Genomic DNA, 16,546 nt, shown 5'->3' with positions numbered 1-16,546 from the left:
CGGGCTGGACGCGTTGTGCTGCCGCTCCGGACCTCTTGATCCGGCGAGCCCTTCCTCCGGTCCCTGAGTAACCTCCTTCGGTCCCTGAGCTTGTCGAAGGGCGCACGAGGAACTTCCACAGTCGCTTCGACTCGGCATCTGGAATGTCAGTGGTCCATGATGAACTTGTTCCATGACCGAGACCACGCCAGCCGCGATCCGCGTCGGCGACGAATATGCCGCGCAGCTGGCGGAGTTCTCGGACGAGTGGACTGAGATCCACCGGCAGCAGGCCGTCTTGGACGCACGGAAGGCGCGTCTGCTGGCCCGCTCCGCCGCCTATGCCGATGCCTTTCGCGGACGTCACGGTCCCGGCGATCTTCCCGCCGGCTGAACGTCAGGCGCTCTCACGCCGGTCGACGTGTGCGGCCCTCGCGATGGCGACCCGGATGCCGGAGCGGACGGTCCAGCTTGCGACGAACGACGCCGAACGTCTCGTCAATGACGCACCGGCCGTGCTGGCGTCGTTGGAGGCCGGCCGCATCTCGGCACGGCATGCACAGGTGATCACCGACCAGCTCTGCGACGTCCCTGCTGCTGGGCGGGCGGTGTTCCTCGACCGCGTCCTCGTCGTCGCCGAGCGCACCACGGCCGCTGGCCTCCGCACGAGCGCCCGCGTGCTGCGCGAGCGACTCCACCCCGAGTCCATCACTGCGCGCGCCCGGCGCTCCGAGGCGGACCGCCGGGTCGAGTTCGAACCCGAAGCCGACGGCATGGCCTGGGTGCACCTCTTCACCACCGCACCCATCGCCCAGGGCATCATCGAGCGCGTCGAAGCAGCGGCCTCGGAATCTCGCGCAGCTGGCGACACCCGCACCTGCGCGCAGCTGCAGGCCGACGCCCTCGCAGCACTCGCGCTCACCGGGGTCACGCCCGAGGACGTGATGTCGAGCCCGGTGCTTCCGCATCCGATCGAGGTGCAGGAGCACATCAAGCCGACGGTGCAGATCACGGTGCCGGCGCTCAGCATGGCGGGCGTGAGCGATGCCCCGGCGATGCTCGACGGGTACGGCCCGATCGACCCGGAGACCGCCGCTCGTATCGCGGTGAACGCGCCCAGCTTCACCCGGATCCTCGTCCAGCCGGAAACCGGCGCCGTCCTCTCCGTCGGGCGGAATCAATACCGGGTTCCGGCCGACCTGCAGCGCGCGGTCCGCTTGCGGGACGGCACCTGTCGCGCACCAGGCTGCGGCAGGCGAGCCCGGGCCTGCGACCTCGACCACTCGGTCGCGTGGGACGACGGCGGGACGACAGATGTCGGGAACCTCGCCTGTCTCTGTCGACATCACCACCGGATGAAGCACCTCCCCGGGTGGAACCTCGACCACAAACCGGGCGGGGTTCTCGAGTGGACGACACCTGACGGGAAGCGCCATCGGACCGAACCCGATCCCGCGCCCTTCTGACCAGTTTTGGTCCCTGAGCTGTCGAAGGGGGTGGGTCCTCGTGGGCACTTCGACAAGCTCAGTGACCGGGAGAAGTCTGTCCGCACCGCTTCGGTCCCCGAGCTGTGCCGCACTTCGACAAGCTCAGTGACCGGGAGAGGTTCACCGGAGGTGATTCGGTCCCTGAGTTTGTCGAAGGGTGAGCGGGAGAGGGGCGGCCGGATGAACCCGGTCCCTGAGCCTGTCGAAGGGCAGTTGGGCTGTGGCGCCTCGGTGTGAAGCGGGCACGTCTAGCGCTGTATCGCAAACAGGGTTGTTTCGCAGAGTGGTTTGCGTTACAAAGTAGATATGACTTCACCGATGGAACCCACCGACGGCTCGGACGCGCTCGACCCGGCCGCCATGCTCGCTCTGCAGGAGCGACAGGCGAGCCGTGTCGACGACATCTTCACGAGGCCCACCATCGCGATCGTGTACATCTGGGGTTTCGCGTGGACCGTCGGGTTCCTCGCGCTCTGGTCCGCGAGCGACGAGAACCCCTGGTTCACCACGCCGCCGACGGTCGCCGGATGGCTCTTCGGAATCCTGATGGTTGGCGGCATCGTCTCGTCGTCGATCATCGGCTCCCGTGTGTCGCGCGGGATCCAGGGAGCACAGCAGGTGCAGGGGACCATGTACGGCATCGCCTGGGCGATCGGGTGCACGGCAGCGGCGGTGTTCGGAGGCGCCCTGTTCGCTGCGGGGATGGCACCCGTACTCGCCGCCATCTTCTACCCGGCCATCTACAGCCTCGTGGTCGGTCTGCTCTACCTCGCAGGTGGAGCAGTCTGGCGCGACCGCCTCATGTACGGCATGGGCATCTGGATCATCGTGGTCGGCATGGCCGCGCCGTTCTTCGGCTCGCCGGGCAACGCGCTCATCATGGCCATCGCCGGCGGAGGCGGGTTCCTCGTGTACGCGACCTTCCTCGAAGCGACCCGCCGTCGGCGTGCCCACCGATCGGCGGCGTGACCGATGGACGAACTCGACCCCCTCATCCATGCCCAGGCCCGCCTGCGCATCATGTCGACGCTCGCGGCGATCGATGCGGACAGCAGCATGTCGTTCTCCCGCCTGCAGGAGATGCTCGACATGACCGCCGGGAACCTGTCCACACACCTGCGGAAACTCGAGGACGGCGCCTACGTCCTCGTCACGAAGACCCACCGGGGACGCACCCCGGTCACCTACCTGGAACTCACCACGCTCGGGCGCCGCGCGTTCGAGGACTACATGACCGGCCTCCGAGCGATGCTCGGCGGCGCGTCGGGAACGGGGACATCATGACGATCACACCACTGGCCACCCTCGAGGGCGTGACACGACGCTACGGCGAGGTGACCGCGCTGCACGACGTCGACCTCAGCATCGAGCCGGGGTCGCTCGTCGGGCTCCTCGGACCCAACGGCGCCGGCAAGTCCACGGTGCTCTCCCTGCTGCAGGGCACCCGACGTCCGACGACCGGCACGGTGACGCTCTTCGGCGGCGATCCCGCCCAAGCGGTCAACCGCACGCGGCTCGGATCGACACCGCAGGAGACGGCACTGCCGCCCACGCTCCGCGTGGGAGAGGTCGTCGACTTCGTCGGACGGCACTTCGCAGACCGCGTGCCGACGGCCGCCCTGGCGGAGCAGTTCGGTTTCGGCGACCTCCTCCGACGCCAGACGGGCTCGCTGTCCGGCGGGCAACAGCGCCGACTCGCTGTCGCACTCGCGTTCGTCGGCAAACCGCGTCTCGTGCTCCTCGACGAGCCGACAACGGGTCTCGACGTCGACGCACGTCGCACCCTCTGGGACGCGATCCGCCGGCAACACGAACTCGGGGCGACGATCGTCCTCACCAGCCACTACCTTGAGGAGATCGAAGCGCTCGCCGAGCGCGTCGTGGTGCTGGGTGGCGGACGGGTCATCACCGATGCCCCGCTGCGCGACGTGCTCGGGCTCGTCGGCATCCACCGGGTGCGGCTCCGGACCACCGACCCCGGAGCGGTGGAGCGGCTCGCCGGGGTCGTCCAGGCGAGTCGTGACGGTGACGCCGTCGAACTGGACGTCCGTGACGCTGACGCGTTCGTGCGCGATCTCGTCCGGTCCGAGGCCCCGTTCACCGATCTCGCCGTGCGCGGCGCAACCCTCGAGGAGGCGTTCCTGACCCTCACCGCGGACGCCCGGGCGGACGCCGAACGGAGCGCCGCCTGATGGCCACCACACTCCAGCTCACCGCCCTGCACGCGCGGTACTCCTTGCTCGAGACCGTGCGCGTCCCGATCGCGCTGATCGGCTCGCTCGTCTTCCCGGCGCTCTCGCTGCTGTTCTTCGTCGTCCCGCAGGCGCAGGTCGCCGGCGATCCCGTCATCGCGACCCAGGCGGTCATCTCCCTCATCGTCTTCGCGGTGCTCGCCAACTCCCTGTTCGGGTTCGGGCTGACCATCGCCCAGGCGAGGGAGCAGGCGTGGGATCCGTACCTCCGCACGCTTCCGGTGACGGGTGTCGCCCGTGTCCTCTCGCACTTGTGCTCGGTCGGCCTCCTCGGGTTCGCGGCCGTCATACCGGTCGTCGTGCTCGGCGCGCTCCTGACCGCCGCCACCACGACTCCGATGGGATTGCTCGGCGGCATCGTGGCGCTCCTGGTGGGTGCCCTGCCGTTCATGCTCCTGGGCACCGCGATCGGGTACGCCCTCCCGAGCAAGGCCGCGATCGCCGTGGTGCAGGTGGTCATGTTCTCGCTGGCCTTCGCCGGCGGACTGTTCATCCCACCGTTCCTCTTCGCCCCGTGGCTCGACCGGCTGTCGATGTTCCTCCCGAGCCGCCAGACCCGGGAGCTCGTCGTCTGGGCGGTCCAGGGTGGCGAGTTGCCGTGGTGGTCGTGGGTCGGCGTCCTGGCCTGGACGCTCGTCCTGACCGTCGTGGTCCTCGCCCTCTACCGCCGCGACGAGGGCCGCCGCTACCGCTGAGGTCGACGGACACCTCGCCGAGCACCGGCCGTTCCCGCATGCCGTCATACGTCGACACACACCGTGCACCGGCCGCCGGGCGCTCGTACGCTGACGTCCATCCCGGCCGGACCACGGCCCATGACGAGCGGATGGAGCGACCCGTGTCCAGCAGCGCAGACCAGACGAACGCCGCCGACCGATCGACGGGCGCGCACTGATGGGAGCCCCGGTCGTGTTCGGCATCGGCCCGATCTCGGTCGACGACCTCGTGGCCGTGTCCCGCGACGACGCCATCGTCGTCCTCGACACCCCCGCGCTCGACCGCATCGGCGCCGGCCGGGCCATCGTCGACCGGCAGACGACGCCGATCGGAGTCGGTGCGCCGGGTCCTCGGTCCCAGGTTCCACGGATCCCTGGTCCCGCCGGGGGACGAGCGGCTCCGCGCACAGCGACGCTCGATGCCTCGGCGGTGGAGGAGCGCCTCGTCCATGACCGCCGTGGCGGCATCGGACTGCCGCTCTCGGTGGATCGTGCTCGGGCGGTCGTCGCCGCCCGGCTCGCCGGCTGGACCCGTGGCGCATCCGGGATCCGCCTCGAGACCGCCGTATTCGTCGCGGAGCTCCTCAACCGTGGGGTGACCCCGGTGATCCCGTCCATCGGATCCCTCGGCGACGGCGACGAGACCCACCTGGCGTCCGTCGCGACGCTCGTGATCGGACAGGGGGAAGCGGTCCTCGCTGGTGAGCGGCTCCCGGCCCAGGTCGCCCTGTCGCGGGTCGGGCTCGCACCGCTCGACCTCGCTGTGCACGAGTGCTTGGCGTTCGTCCACCACAACGCCTACTCGCTCGGCGTCGGTGCGCTCGCACTCCACCGGCTCGGCGCGCTCAGCCGACTGGCGGACACCACGAGCGCGCTCTCGTCGCGGGCCGCCGCGCGGTCCGGGCTCGGCGGCCGAGGACCGGCGTTCGACGCGACGGTCCTCACCGGCAGCCCGTCGGCGGGTACCCGGGCGAGCGGCGAGCGGATCTCCGAGTTGTTGGCGACGCCGGTCGGCCCGAAAGGTGCGCCTGGCGGGCGGGACCTGGACGGACTGCGGCTCCGGGCGACCCCGCAGATCAACGGTGCCCTCGCCGACGAGGTCACCGCGGCCGTCCAGCTCGTGGAAGCGACGCTCGGAACGGCCTCGGAGGATCCACTCATCGATCAGGCGTCGGGTGTCCTGCGGGCCGGCGGGTTGCTGCATGGCGCGCGGCTCGCCCGCGCCTTCGACGGGCTGCGCGCGGCCATCGCGCACACCGCCGCTGCCGCGGAGCGACGGCTCGGACGCATCGACGGAGGCGGGTCCGACCCCCGGGGGACCGGGCATGGGCTCGTACCGGGTCGGCTCGGTCAGTCGGCCGCGGACCTCGTCGCCGAACTGCGCGTGCTCGCGACCCCGGTCGTCGCCGCGGGCGTGCCGGACGAGGACTCGGACGACCCGGCCTCCTTCGCCGGGACCTCGCTGCGACTGCTCGAACGCTCGAACGCCCTCCTCGCGGACGTGCTGGCGGTCGAGGCGGTCGTCGCAGCGGACGTACTCGGCCCGGAGGAGCACGACGAGTGGTCGGTCGGGTTCTCCGTCGCCCACGCCGGCCTCCGCTCGGCGATCGAGCAGGAGCTGCACGGTCAGCAGCTCGTCACGGCGGCGCTCGCCGCGTTGGGCGTCGACCGATCCTGAGCGTCGGCGGCCGGCCGGTGGCCGTGCGCGGGCGCACCGACGTCGCTGCATGCCATGTATTTCGACACGTGTCGAGGGGGTGGGCGATGTCAGTGCCCTCCGGTAGGTTCGGACCACCGACCGAGAGACGTTCAGCGAGCCACCGACCGCGGCGGCGACGACCCTTGGAAGACGACCTGTCACGAACAGCCGTGCAGAGAAGAGGCATCGGTCCAGCATGATCTCCTTCGAACACGTCTCCAAGCGTTTCGACGACGGCACCCTCGCGGTCGACGACTTCTCCCTCACGATCCCGTCGCGGTCCACCACGGTCTTCGTCGGGTCCTCCGGCTGCGGCAAGACCACGCTCCTGCGGATGATCAACCGCATGGTCGATCCGAGCGAGGGCCGCATCGTCATCGACGACGAGGTCGTCTCGGCCGTCGACCCCGTCCGTCTCCGTCGCCGCATCGGCTATGTCATGCAGAACTCCGGCCTCCTCCCGCACCGCACCGTGATCGACAACGTGGCCACGGTGCCCATGCTCACCGGCGTCAACAAGAAGCAGGCCCGGGCGGACGCCCTCACCCTCCTCGACACCGTCGGACTCGACCGCGCGCTCGCCGACCGGTACCCGAGTCAGCTCTCCGGCGGCCAGCAGCAGCGCGTCGGCGTCGCACGAGGCCTGGCGATCGACCCGAACATCCTGCTGATGGACGAGCCGTTCGGAGCCGTCGACCCGCTCGTGCGTGCCGAGCTCCAGCGGGAGCTGCTCCGACTGCAGCGCGACATCGCGAAGACGATCGTGTTCGTCACCCACGACATCGACGAGGCCTTCCTCCTCGGCGACCAGGTCGTCATCCTGCAGAAGGGTGGCCACATCGCCCAGGTCGGCACGCCGGCCGAGATCGTCGCCAACCCGGCCGACGACTTCGTCGCCCAGTTCATCGGAGCCGATCGTGGCCAGCGGACGCTCCACGTCGAGCGCGTCGACGGACGCGACGTCGTCGTCGACGAGTCGGGCCGCCCCGCCGGTGTCCTCGGAGCCGGGCCAGGCGCAGGCGACCGGCCGGGGCTCGACGTCCGGAAGGACGGCGCCTCCACATGAGCTGGGTCATCGCGAACTGGGACATGATCTGGGACCTCACCCTCACGCATGTCCAGCTGAGCCTGCCCCCGATCATCCTGGGGTTCCTCATCTCCCTGCCCCTCGGCTGGCTCGCACACCGGTACCGGTGGTCGCGAGGCGTGCTGCTCACGCTGAGCGGCATCCTCTACGCGATCCCGTCCCTGCCGCTGTTCGTCCTCATGCCGTCCCTCATCGGCACGAAGATCCTCGATCCGGCGAACGTCGTGATCGCGCTCACCATCTACGCCGTGGCCCTGCTCGTCCGCACGGTCGCCGACGCGCTCGACGCCGTCGACGCCGGGGTCCGGCAGTCGGCCCAGGCCGTGGGGTTCTCCACCGGCCAGCGGTTCTGGCGGGTCGAGTTCCCGTTGGCCGGTCCGCTCATGCTCGCCGGCATCCGGGTGGTCTCCGCGAGCACGATCAGCCTGCTGAGCGTCGGCGCCCTCATCGGCGTGACGAACCTCGGCTACCTCTTCACCGACGGCTACAACCGGCAGTTCCCGATCGAGATCCTCACCGGCATCGTCGGGACGGTCGTGATCGCGATCGTGTTCGACGTCCTGCTGGTGCTCCTCGGCCGACTCCTCATGCCGTGGACGCGGATCAGCTCGAAGGGCGCGATCCGTCGTCGTCGCGCGGCCACCGAAGCCCGTGAGCTGGCGACCGCCGGGGGAGGAGCAGCATGATCAACTTCCTCGCCGCCTTCGCCTGGATCTTCGACCCCGCGCACTGGGAGGGCCCAGGCGGCATCCCCGTGCGGGTGCTCCAGCACCTGGCCGTGACCGGCCTGACCGTCCTCATCGCCTGCGTCATCGCGATCCCGCTCGGGCTCCTCATCGGGCACACCGGGAAGGGACGGGAGATCGCGGTCGCGATCACCGGCGCGCTCCGGGCGCTGCCGACCCTCGGTCTGCTCTCACTCCTCGCGCTCATCACGCTCGGGTGGGGCTTCTCCAGCACGAGTCTCGTCCCCGCGATCACCGCACTCGTCGTGCTCGCCGTCCCGCCCGTCCTGGCCGGTGCGTACGGCGGGGTCGAGTCGATCGACCGCCAGACCATCGACGCCGCGCGTGCCGTCGGGATGAACGAGTGGCAGATCCTCGGCAAGGTGGAGATCCCGCTCGCCCTCCCGCTCATGATCGGTGGCGTCCGCTCGGCGGTCCTGCAGACGATCGCGACCGCCACCGTCGTCGCGTTCCTCACCAACGGCCCCGGTCTCGGTCGCTACATCCTCGACGGCCTCCCGGTACGCGACTACGCGCAGATGCTCGCCGGCTCGATCATCATCATCGTGCTCGCCCTCATCCTCGAGGGCGTCTTCTCGCTGCTGCAGCGCGCGGTCGTGCCGCGCGGTGTCCAGGCGACCCACACGCGGGTCGACGAGACCCGGGGTCACGCCGCCACCGGCGGCGACCGCTCCACCGCACCGGACCCCGTCGTCGCAGAAGCGGAGGCGAACATGCAGACCGCGGCATACCGCAACAACTGACGCGTCCCGTCATCCCGGGTGACAGCATCGCCCGGCTCCCAGACCCACAACGGCACCACCGTTCTCGCCCATCACAGATAGGAAACACCATGTTCACAGTTCGACAGGGTCGACGCCTCGCCGTCGGCATCGCCGCGACCGCCGTCGCGGCCCTCGCACTCAGCGCCTGCTCTGCAGGCGACCCGACCGCCGGGGAGACCGCGGCATCCGACACGATCACGGTCGGCTCCGCCGGATTCCCCGAGTCGGAGATCATCGCCCAGATCTACATCCAGGCGCTCGAGGCCAACGACATCAAGACGGCCGAGTCCCTCAACATCGGCGCGCGCGACGTCTACATCGCAGCGCTCGAAGACGGCTCGATCGACCTCGTCCCCGACTACAGCGGCAACCTGCTGCAGTTCTTCGACGACTCCGCCACGGCCACGTCGAGCGACGAGGTCTACTCCGCCCTCCAGGAGGCCACGCCGAAGGGCTACGAGGTCCTCGACCAGTCCAAGGCGGAGGACAAGGACTCCTACAACGTCACGAAGGAGTTCAGCGAGGCGAACAACGTCACGAGCCTCGCCGACCTCGCGGCCCTCACCATCCCGCTGGCCATCGGCGGCGCACCCGAGTTGGCTGAGCGCCCGTACGGCCCGAAGGGCCTGACCGAGGTGTACGGCGTCCCCGCCGACAAGCTCACCTTCGTCCCGATCAGCGACGGCGGCGGCGCACAGACCACCGCGGCCCTGCTCGACGGCACGGTCCAGCTCGCCGACATCTACACCACGACCCCGTCGATCACCGAGAACGACTTCGTCACGCTCGAGGACCCGGAGAACCTGATCCTCCCGCAGAATGTCCTGCCGCTGATCAACTCGGCCAAGGCCAGCGACAAGGTCAAGGAGGTCTTGAACGCCGTGTCCGCGGAGCTGACCACCGAGGACCTCATCGAGCTCAACGCCCGCAACCAGGGCGACGAGAAGGCCGCTCCGAAGACCCTCGCGGCCGACTGGCTGAAGGACAAGAAGCTCTTCAGCTGAGCAGCAGCCACACGTCGATGGCGTCGTCCGGTTCTCCGGGCGGCGCCATCGCGCTGTTCGCGGGGAGCGCATCCGGCTGCAGCCGGATGTCCAGGGGGTCTCCGACACCTGAGGAGTTGATAGCGTCAGGGTATGAGTTCCGAGACCCCCGCAGAGTTCATCGCGTCCTGGACCGCCTGGCACACCGCTCGCGAGCGTTCCGTCCGAGCACCCCACGGTATCGCCGCCCTCCGGTTCACCCACTGGCTGACCGAGGAGGCGACCGCCCTCGAGGGCGCGCCGGGCACCTGGCGTGCGGACGCGACCGGCATCGTCGGTGAGCGGCTCACGGGTACCGGACTGACCACGCCGAGCGGCGCGCAGATCATGACCGACCGCGTCGAGCTGGTGCACGGCGACGAACTGCACTTCGGTGACGCGCTGCTCCGAGGCATGGAGCGGGACGGCGTCTACGCCCTCCGCGTGCTCGACCCGGAGGCGCCGACGCGGACCTCGCTCGAAGGCATCAGCGCCTTCGCCCCCGACGTCGCCTGGATCCGGCCGGCGCGGTTCGTGCCGTCCCCGGACGTCACGGTCGAGACCGAGTCGATCGACGGCCACGTCACGACCGAGACCCCCGTCGGCCGGGTCGAGTTCGAGCTCGGTGATGAAGCGGTGTCGCTGACGGTCACGGGCGGTCCGAACGGACTCTGGGCGGTCTTCTCCGACGGCACGAGTGGCGACGAGAGCTACCGGTTCCGGTTCATCAGCATGCCGGCCCCGACCGCGGACGGCCACGTCCTCGTCGACTTCAACCGCGCCTACCTGCCGCCGTGCGCGTTCAGCGACCACTACGTGTGCCCGCTGCCTGCGCCGAACAACCGGCTCCGCACCCGGATCACGGCGGGCGAGCGACTGCCGCTCGGCCAGTAGGTCCCGGGCAACGGATCCCGCATGACGAACCGGCTCGCCGAGGCGATGAGCCCGTACCTCCGCTCGCACGCCGAGCAGCCGGTCGACTGGTACCCCTGGGGGCCGGAGGCCTTCGCCGAAGCGGCCCGTCGTGACGTCCCCCTGCTCGTCTCGATCGGCTACTCGACGTGTCACTGGTGTCACGTCATGGCACGCGAGTCGTTCTCGGACGAGCACATCGCCGAGCTCCTCCGACGCGATTTCGTGGCGGTGAAGGTCGACCGCGAGGAGCATCCCGACGTCGACGCCAGTTACCTCGCCGCCGCCGGCGCGTTCACCCGTGACCTGGGCTGGCCGCTGAACGTGTTCGTGACGCCGCGCGGACACGTCTTCCACGCGGGGACCTACTCGCCTCCCGTGCCGCTCCGCGGGCATCCCTCGTTCCCGCAGGTGCTCGAGGCGGTCCGTGTCGCGTGGACCGAGCGACGGGAGCAGGTCGTCGCGAGCGCCGACGGACTCGCGCGGGCGATCGCCGAGACGATGTCGTCCACGGATGACGCCCCACTGCCGGAGCCCGGCGACCTCGACGCGGCGATCGTGGCGGTCGAGGCGCTCGAGGACCGGGAGCTCGGCGGCTTCGGCACGGCTCCGAAGTTCCCGATGGCCCCGCTGTTCGACTTCCTGCCGACGCCGCGCGAGGGGGAGGTCGCCCGCCGCGGTGTCGACCTCGCGCAACGCACCCTCAGGACGATGGGAGCCTCGGCGCTCCGGGATCCGGTCGAAGGCGGGTTCTTCCGGTACGCGGTCAACCGGGACTGGACCGAGCCGCACTACGAACGCATGCTGACGGACAACGCGCTCCTCCTCACCGCGTACACGCGGGCCTGGGCCGAGCGCCCGAGCTCGTGGGCGGCCAGTGTCGCCGCCGGGATCGCCGAGTTCCTCATCGGCACGCTGCAGCAGCCGAGCGGCGGTTTCGGGTCGGCGCAGGACTCCGAGAGCGTCGTCGACGGCGTCGGATCCGAAGGTGGCTACTACCGACGCGATGCGGACGGCCGGGCGATGCTGACCCCGCCGGCCGTTGACCGCAAGGTGCTCACCGGTTGGAACGGGCTCGCGATCGGCGCGCTGGCGGAGGCCTCGACGGTCTTCGACCGCCCCGAGTGGCTCGAATCAGCGAGGTGGGCGGCGGACGCGGTGGTCGAGAACCACCTCGGCTCGGACGGCACGCTCGCCCGGGCCTCGCTCGATGAGCGGCGGTCGGGTGCGTCGGCGGCCCTCGAGGACTACGGGATGCTCGCTGAGGGGCTCCTGCGCCTCGGCCTCGCGACGGGCGAGGTCCGCTACGCGGAGGTCGCCCGCGACCTCGTCGACCGGTGCTTGCCAGACGAGACCGTGACTGACGAGACCGCGACCGACGCCTCCTCCGCCGCGGTGGCCGGCTTCATCCTGCCGGGCGGCGGCGACCCGGTGCTGTCGGCCCAGGGCATGCGGATCGACGGCGACCCGTCGGAGGGCGCGTATCCCTCGGGGATATCCTCGCTCGGACGCGCGTCGCTGCTGCTGTTCCAGCTGACGGCCGACGGCCGGTTCCGGGACGCCGCCGCGGGCGCCGTCCGGTTCGCCGCGTCGGCTGCGCTGTCGGCACCGACCGCGTTCGGCGCGAGTCTGGCCCTGGCGGCATCGCTCACCGGCCCGGCGTCGCAACTGATCGTCGTCGGGCCGGATCGGGCGGACCCGGACGAGGACGAGGATCGCGCGACGGCGGACCGAGCGATGCGCGACGCGGTCAGGACGCGCCGGGATGACGTCGTGGCGGTGGTCTCCGAGCGGCAGGCGGTGGCCTGGGCGACGAGCGGGTTCGACGTCTTCGCCGAACGGACCAGTCGGGACGGCCGGTTGACCGCCTACCACTGCCGGGACTTCGTCTGCCGCCTCCCGGTGACGGACGCGGCGCAGCTCGACGCCCGCTGAACCAGCCCACCGACCGACCCGTCACGTCGACGGGTCAGGCTCCGAACGTGCCGTCCGGTCCACCGAAGCGCAGCTCGCGGGCTTCGGAGCGCCAGCGTCCGAGTCCACCGTCGAGGAGCGCGACGCGCTCGTATCCGGCTCCGGTCAGCGCCGCACGAAGGCGCTCGGCGGAGCGCCCGTCCAGCTGGTCGTACAGCACGATCGTGTGCTGCTCCGTGACGCCGATGGCGGCCGCACCGCGTCGGATCTCGTCCGCTGAGGATGCTCCGAGCCCCTGGCGCGCGTCCAGCAGCTCGACGAACACAGCACCGGGTACGTGCCCGTCGAAGAGGTACAGGTCGTAGCCGCTCACCAGCCGCACCGGGCCGCCGTCCAGCGCAGGCAGCTCGACGACACTCGCGTCGAGGACGATGAGGCTCTCGCTGCCGAGATGGTCCGCGAGCCACTGGGTGGAGACGAGCGGGTCCACCAGGAACGGCGCGTGCGTGGAGGTCATGCGCCCACCGTAGAAGGCCGCAGCCCGGATGACCACGGTGGTCGGCAACACACGGTCACACGACGCCGCGGTTCAGCACTCGATGACGTTGACCGCGAGACCGCCCTCGCTCGTCTCCTTGTACTTCGTCGACATGTCGACACCGGTCTGGCGCATGGTCTCGATCACGGTGTCGAGCGACACCAGGTGCGTCCCGTCGCCGTGCAGCGACAGACGTGCGGCGCTGACGGCAGTCGAGGAGGCGATCGCGTTGCGTTCGATGCACGGGACCTGGACGAGCCCGCCCACCGGGTCGCACGTGAGGCCGAGGTGGTGCTCCATCGCGATCTCGGCGGCGTTCTCGACCTGACGAGGTGTGCCGCCGAGGACGGCGCACAGGGCACCGGCGGCCATGGCGCACGCGGAGCCGACCTCGGCCTGGCAGCCGCCCTCGGCCCCGGAGATGGACGCGTTCGCCTTGAAGAGCGAGCCGATGGCGGTCGCTGTGAGCAGGTACCGACGGATGCCGTCGAGCGAGGCGCCCGGCACGAACCGCAGGTAGTAGCTCCCGACGGCCGGGATGATCCCCGCGGCCCCGTTCGTGGGTGCGGTCACGACCCGCCCGCCGGAGGCGTTCTGCTCGTTGACCGCCAGGGCGAACGCGTGCAGCCACTCCGTGGGGAGCTCACGCCCGCTCTCGGCCTCGGCCACGTCGAGGCGCTCACGGACGGCACGTGCCCGGCGCTTGACGCCGAGACCGCCCGGGAGGGTGCCGGTGTCGGCGAGCCCGGCGGTCACGCACTCGTGCATGGCCGTCCAGATGGCGTCGAGGCCGGCGTCGACCTCGACCGCCGACCGCAGGGCTTCCTCGTTGCGTCTCGCGATCGCGTCGATCGGGAGCCCCGTCTCGTCGCAGAGCCCGATGAGCGTCTCAGCGGTCCGGAACGGCATCGGCACGGGTGTCGACGGCAGCACCGTGCTCGGGTCGTCGCCGTCACGACGGATGAAGCCGCCGCCGACCGAGTAGTACGTCTCGGAGCGCACCGGGAGGTCGCTCCGCTGATCCCAGGCGTGGAGCGTCATGGCGTTCGGGTGGCCCGGCAGCCTCGTCCTGGGCACGAACGAGACGTCGTCCTTCGAGAACGCGATGGCACGCGTCCCGGCGAGCGTGAGCGGAGCGCCGTCGAGGTGGTCGCTCCAGGCCCGGCGGACCTCGGCGGGATCGCACCCTTCCGGGGTGAGTCCCTGGAGGCCCGCGACGACGGCGTCGGGAGTGCCGTGACCGATGCCGGTCGCGCCGAGCGATCCGTACAACGAACATGTGACGCGGTCGACCCGGTCGAGCAGGCCGTCGTCCGCGAGCCCGGTGGCGAAGGCCAGGGCCGCCCGCATCGGTCCGACCGTGTGCGAGCTGGACGGCCCGATCCCGATGGAGAAGAGGTCGAACGCGGACACGTATGCGGTCACTGGACGACCCCCTTCGGTGCGACTGGCTCCTCTCACTCTAAGCGTCTTCGGCGCCGGGTGCGGTGTCAGCGGCCGTCAGCGGGTGTCAGCGGCAGGTGAGCGATCCGTGAGTGCCCCCGCCCACACTGTTGTCCAGGTCGCCCACCGGCGGCCCACACCTGATTTCGAAAGGCATCCGCATGAGCATCAGCTCCGACTGGGCGATCGAAGCCCACGGCCTCGTGAAGACCTTCGGCGACAACCGGGCGGTCGACGGCGTCGACCTCTCGGTCCGCACCGGCACCGTCTACGGCGTCCTCGGCCCGAACGGCGCCGGCAAGACCACCACCATCAGCATGCTGGCGACGCTCCTGCGTCCCGACGCCGGCAGCGCCACCGTCTTCGGACACGACATCCAGCGGGAGTCGCAGGTCGTGCGCCAGCTCATCGGCGTGACCGCGCAGTTCGCGTCCGTCGACGAGAACCTCTCGGCCACCGAGAACCTCGTCATCTTCTCGCGACTGCTCGGGCTCGGCCGCGCGGAGGCGAAGCGCAAGAGCGCCGAACTCCTCGAGGAGTTCGGCCTGAGCGACGCGGCGTCGCGACCCCTGAAGAAGTTCTCGGGCGGTATGCGTCGTCGTCTCGACCTCGCGGCGAGCCTCATCGCCCAGCCGCCCCTCATCTTCCTCGACGAGCCGACCACGGGCCTCGACCCGCGGACCCGCGCGCAGATGTGGGACACGATCCGCCGCCTGGTCGCGACGGGCTCGACCGTCCTCCTGACCACCCAGTACCTCGACGAGGCGGACCAGCTCGCCGACCGGATCGCCGTCATCGACCGCGGTCTCGTGGTCGCCGAGGGCACCTCCGACGAGCTGAAGGCCTCCGTCGGCGAGTCGTCGCTGCAGCTGCGGCTCGCGGACCCCGCCGACCTGGAGGATGCGCGACGGGTCATCTCGAGCGTCCTCGGCGTCGACACCGTCGTCTCGCCGGAGGCCACCCGCATCACGGCCCCGATGCGCGACCCCGACGCCGTGACCGACCTCTTCATCACGCTCCGGGGAGCCGGGATCCGGCTCGCGGAGATGAGTGTCCAGAAGCCGACCCTCGACGAGGTCTTCCTCACCCTCACCGGGCACGGCGTCGAGGCGGACGACGCCGACGCCACGTCCGACACCGATTCCCTCGACACCGCAGAGCAGGTCCACGCATGAGCACGATCACCATCACCCCGGCCGCAGACCGGTCCCTCCGGAACCACGTCAGCCTCTCGCAGACGGTCCGCAACTCCTTCACCATGGCGTACCGCGGACTGCTCAAGATCAAGCGCACGCCCGAGCAGCTGATCGACGTGACGGTCCAGCCGATCATCTTCACCCTGATGTTCACGTACATCTTCGGCGGCGCGATCGCCGGCGACGTCGCGAGCTATCTGCCGATCATCATCCCGGGCATCCTGGTCCAGACCGTCATCACGACCTCGGTCGTGACCGGCATCCAGCTCCGCGAGGACATGGACAAGGGCGTGTTCGACCGCTTCAAGTCGATGCCCATCGCCCGCATCGCACCGCTGGCCGGAGCCCTCCTCGCCGACACGGTGCGCTACACGATCGCCACGACGCTGACCTTCGCGATGGGCTTCGTCATGGGGTACCGACCGGAGGGCGGCATCGGCTTCGTGGCTCTCGCCGGGCTCCTCGTGATCGTCTGCGCCTGGGCCATCAGCTGGATCTTCGCGTTCTTCGGCGTCATCGCCCGCAGCGCGAGCAGCGTGCAGGGCATCTCGTTCCTCGTCCTGTTCCCGCTGACGTTCCTGTCGAACGCCTTCGTGAACCCGGAGACGATGCCGAGCTTCCTCCAGGGCTTCGTGGACGTGAACCCCGTCTCGCACCTCGTGACCGCGGTCCGCGACCTCGCGAACGCGGGTCTCTTCGGCGGCGACGCCTGGCTGGCGCTCCTCGGTGCCGCCGTCATCGTCGCGGTCTTCGCACCGCTCACCGTGCGGGCGTACATGCGCCGCGCCTGA

At 70.3% G+C, this 16,546-nt stretch carries 17 protein-coding genes; 15 read left to right on the top strand and 2 right to left on the bottom strand.

Translation table 11 applies throughout. From position 1 onward, the window contains the following. Window positions 1–172 precede the first annotated feature (172 nt). From ACZZZB_RS03800 to ACZZZB_RS03740, 13 genes are all read left to right on the top strand, one after another. On the top strand, window positions 173–373 hold the full coding sequence (locus ACZZZB_RS03800) for a hypothetical protein (protein WP_463529040.1): 201 nt from the start codon (window positions 173–175) through the stop codon (window positions 371–373). After that, on the top strand, window positions 327–1,445 hold the full coding sequence (locus ACZZZB_RS03795; RefSeq protein ID WP_463529039.1) for an HNH endonuclease signature motif containing protein: 1,119 nt from the start codon (window positions 327–329) through the stop codon (window positions 1,443–1,445). Before ACZZZB_RS03800 ends, ACZZZB_RS03795 begins: the two co-directional genes overlap by 47 nt. A 327-nt stretch (window positions 1,446–1,772) precedes the next feature. Further along, window positions 1,773–2,435, top strand: coding sequence for a hypothetical protein (locus ACZZZB_RS03790; RefSeq protein WP_463529038.1), 663 nt, complete (start codon window positions 1,773–1,775; stop codon window positions 2,433–2,435). 3 nt (window positions 2,436–2,438) lie between these two features. After that, window positions 2,439–2,750, top strand: a complete 312-nt coding sequence (locus tag ACZZZB_RS03785) for a transcriptional regulator (RefSeq protein WP_463529037.1) — start codon at window positions 2,439–2,441, stop codon at window positions 2,748–2,750. Further along, entirely contained in the window at window positions 2,747–3,658 is a 912-nt protein-coding gene (locus ACZZZB_RS03780) for an ABC transporter ATP-binding protein (RefSeq protein WP_463529036.1), read from the top strand. The genes ACZZZB_RS03785 and ACZZZB_RS03780 overlap by 4 nt, the downstream gene beginning before the upstream one ends. Next, window positions 3,658–4,413 carry an ABC transporter permease gene (locus tag ACZZZB_RS03775; protein WP_192018262.1) on the top strand — a complete coding sequence of 252 codons (756 nt, stop codon included), beginning with the start codon at window positions 3,658–3,660 and terminating at the stop codon, window positions 4,411–4,413. The genes ACZZZB_RS03780 and ACZZZB_RS03775 overlap by 1 nt, the downstream gene beginning before the upstream one ends. A gap of 199 nt (window positions 4,414–4,612) precedes the next feature. Beyond that, window positions 4,613–6,112: an aromatic amino acid lyase gene (locus ACZZZB_RS03770; RefSeq protein WP_463529035.1), complete on the top strand. Its 1,500-nt coding sequence runs from the start codon at window positions 4,613–4,615 to the stop codon at window positions 6,110–6,112. A gap of 217 nt (window positions 6,113–6,329) precedes the next feature. Beyond that, the gene (locus ACZZZB_RS03765) at window positions 6,330–7,199 is read left to right on the top strand and encodes an ABC transporter ATP-binding protein (RefSeq protein ID WP_137242033.1); all 870 of its coding nucleotides are present in this window, start codon (window positions 6,330–6,332) and stop codon (window positions 7,197–7,199) included. Beyond that, window positions 7,196–7,906 (top strand): ABC transporter permease, encoded by a 711-nt coding sequence (locus tag ACZZZB_RS03760; RefSeq protein WP_079705429.1) that lies wholly within the window; start codon window positions 7,196–7,198, stop codon window positions 7,904–7,906. The genes ACZZZB_RS03765 and ACZZZB_RS03760 overlap by 4 nt, the downstream gene beginning before the upstream one ends. Then, window positions 7,903–8,709 (top strand): ABC transporter permease, encoded by an 807-nt coding sequence (locus tag ACZZZB_RS03755; protein ID WP_463529034.1) that lies wholly within the window; start codon window positions 7,903–7,905, stop codon window positions 8,707–8,709. The genes ACZZZB_RS03760 and ACZZZB_RS03755 overlap by 4 nt, the downstream gene beginning before the upstream one ends. Window positions 8,710–8,798: 89 nt before the next feature. Then, window positions 8,799–9,734, top strand: coding sequence for an ABC transporter substrate-binding protein (locus tag ACZZZB_RS03750; RefSeq protein ID WP_079705431.1), 936 nt, complete (start codon window positions 8,799–8,801; stop codon window positions 9,732–9,734). Between the two features lie 132 nt (window positions 9,735–9,866). Further along, a complete protein-coding gene (locus ACZZZB_RS03745; protein WP_159878120.1) occupies window positions 9,867–10,646 on the top strand; it encodes a DUF1684 domain-containing protein in 780 nt (259 codons plus the stop codon). A 21-nt stretch (window positions 10,647–10,667) separates the two neighbouring features. After that, complete coding sequence (locus ACZZZB_RS03740) at window positions 10,668–12,599, top strand: thioredoxin domain-containing protein (RefSeq protein WP_463529033.1); 1,932 nt, start codon at window positions 10,668–10,670, stop codon at window positions 12,597–12,599. A 34-nt stretch (window positions 12,600–12,633) separates the two neighbouring features. Here ACZZZB_RS03740 and ACZZZB_RS03735 read toward each other — a convergent pair whose 3' ends face one another. Both ACZZZB_RS03735 and ACZZZB_RS03730 read right to left on the bottom strand, forming a co-directional pair. Next, window positions 12,634–13,095, bottom strand: a complete 462-nt coding sequence (locus ACZZZB_RS03735) for a rhodanese-like domain-containing protein (RefSeq protein ID WP_137242029.1) — start codon at window positions 13,093–13,095, stop codon at window positions 12,634–12,636. 72 nt (window positions 13,096–13,167) lie between these two features. Then, window positions 13,168–14,541: an L-serine ammonia-lyase gene (locus ACZZZB_RS03730; protein ID WP_229938720.1), complete on the bottom strand. Its 1,374-nt coding sequence runs from the start codon at window positions 14,539–14,541 to the stop codon at window positions 13,168–13,170. Window positions 14,542–14,720: 179 nt separating this feature from the next. Here ACZZZB_RS03730 and ACZZZB_RS03725 point away from each other — a divergent pair, with 179 nt between their 5' ends. Both ACZZZB_RS03725 and ACZZZB_RS03720 read left to right on the top strand, forming a co-directional pair. Beyond that, the gene (locus ACZZZB_RS03725) at window positions 14,721–15,734 is read left to right on the top strand and encodes an ATP-binding cassette domain-containing protein (RefSeq protein ID WP_194644306.1); all 1,014 of its coding nucleotides are present in this window, start codon (window positions 14,721–14,723) and stop codon (window positions 15,732–15,734) included. Continuing rightward, complete coding sequence (locus tag ACZZZB_RS03720) at window positions 15,731–16,546, top strand: ABC transporter permease (protein WP_463529032.1); 816 nt, start codon at window positions 15,731–15,733, stop codon at window positions 16,544–16,546. Before ACZZZB_RS03725 ends, ACZZZB_RS03720 begins: the two co-directional genes overlap by 4 nt.

This window comes from Plantibacter sp. AC185, from assembly GCF_979258065.1.
Note: the sequence above shows the minus strand (reverse complement) of the source record. Positions and strands in the feature narration are given on the sequence as shown.

Bases quoted from the DNA above. Each gene is read 5' to 3' on its own strand.
- ACZZZB_RS03745 (WP_159878120.1), top strand. From the start codon at position 9,867: ATGAGTTCCGAGACCCCCGCAGAGTTCATCGCGTCCTGGACCGCCTGG.
- ACZZZB_RS03720 (WP_463529032.1), top strand. From the start codon at position 15,731: ATGAGCACGATCACCATCACCCCGGCCGCAGACCGGTCCCTCCGGAAC.
- ACZZZB_RS03755 (WP_463529034.1), top strand. From the start codon at position 7,903: ATGATCAACTTCCTCGCCGCCTTCGCCTGGATCTTCGACCCCGCGCAC.
- ACZZZB_RS03750 (WP_079705431.1), top strand. From the start codon at position 8,799: ATGTTCACAGTTCGACAGGGTCGACGCCTCGCCGTCGGCATCGCCGCG.
- ACZZZB_RS03790 (WP_463529038.1), top strand. From the start codon at position 1,773: ATGACTTCACCGATGGAACCCACCGACGGCTCGGACGCGCTCGACCCG.
- ACZZZB_RS03770 (WP_463529035.1), top strand. From the start codon at position 4,613: ATGGGAGCCCCGGTCGTGTTCGGCATCGGCCCGATCTCGGTCGACGAC.
- ACZZZB_RS03765 (WP_137242033.1), top strand. From the start codon at position 6,330: ATGATCTCCTTCGAACACGTCTCCAAGCGTTTCGACGACGGCACCCTC.
- ACZZZB_RS03725 (WP_194644306.1), top strand. From the start codon at position 14,721: ATGAGCATCAGCTCCGACTGGGCGATCGAAGCCCACGGCCTCGTGAAG.
- ACZZZB_RS03775 (WP_192018262.1), top strand. From the start codon at position 3,658: ATGGCCACCACACTCCAGCTCACCGCCCTGCACGCGCGGTACTCCTTG.
- ACZZZB_RS03800 (WP_463529040.1), top strand. From the start codon at position 173: ATGACCGAGACCACGCCAGCCGCGATCCGCGTCGGCGACGAATATGCC.
- ACZZZB_RS03785 (WP_463529037.1), top strand. From the start codon at position 2,439: ATGGACGAACTCGACCCCCTCATCCATGCCCAGGCCCGCCTGCGCATC.
- ACZZZB_RS03760 (WP_079705429.1), top strand. From the start codon at position 7,196: ATGAGCTGGGTCATCGCGAACTGGGACATGATCTGGGACCTCACCCTC.
- ACZZZB_RS03795 (WP_463529039.1), top strand. From the start codon at position 327: ATGCCTTTCGCGGACGTCACGGTCCCGGCGATCTTCCCGCCGGCTGAA.
- ACZZZB_RS03780 (WP_463529036.1), top strand. From the start codon at position 2,747: ATGACGATCACACCACTGGCCACCCTCGAGGGCGTGACACGACGCTAC.
- ACZZZB_RS03735 (WP_137242029.1), bottom strand. From the start codon at position 13,095: ATGACCTCCACGCACGCGCCGTTCCTGGTGGACCCGCTCGTCTCCACC.
- ACZZZB_RS03740 (WP_463529033.1), top strand. From the start codon at position 10,668: ATGACGAACCGGCTCGCCGAGGCGATGAGCCCGTACCTCCGCTCGCAC.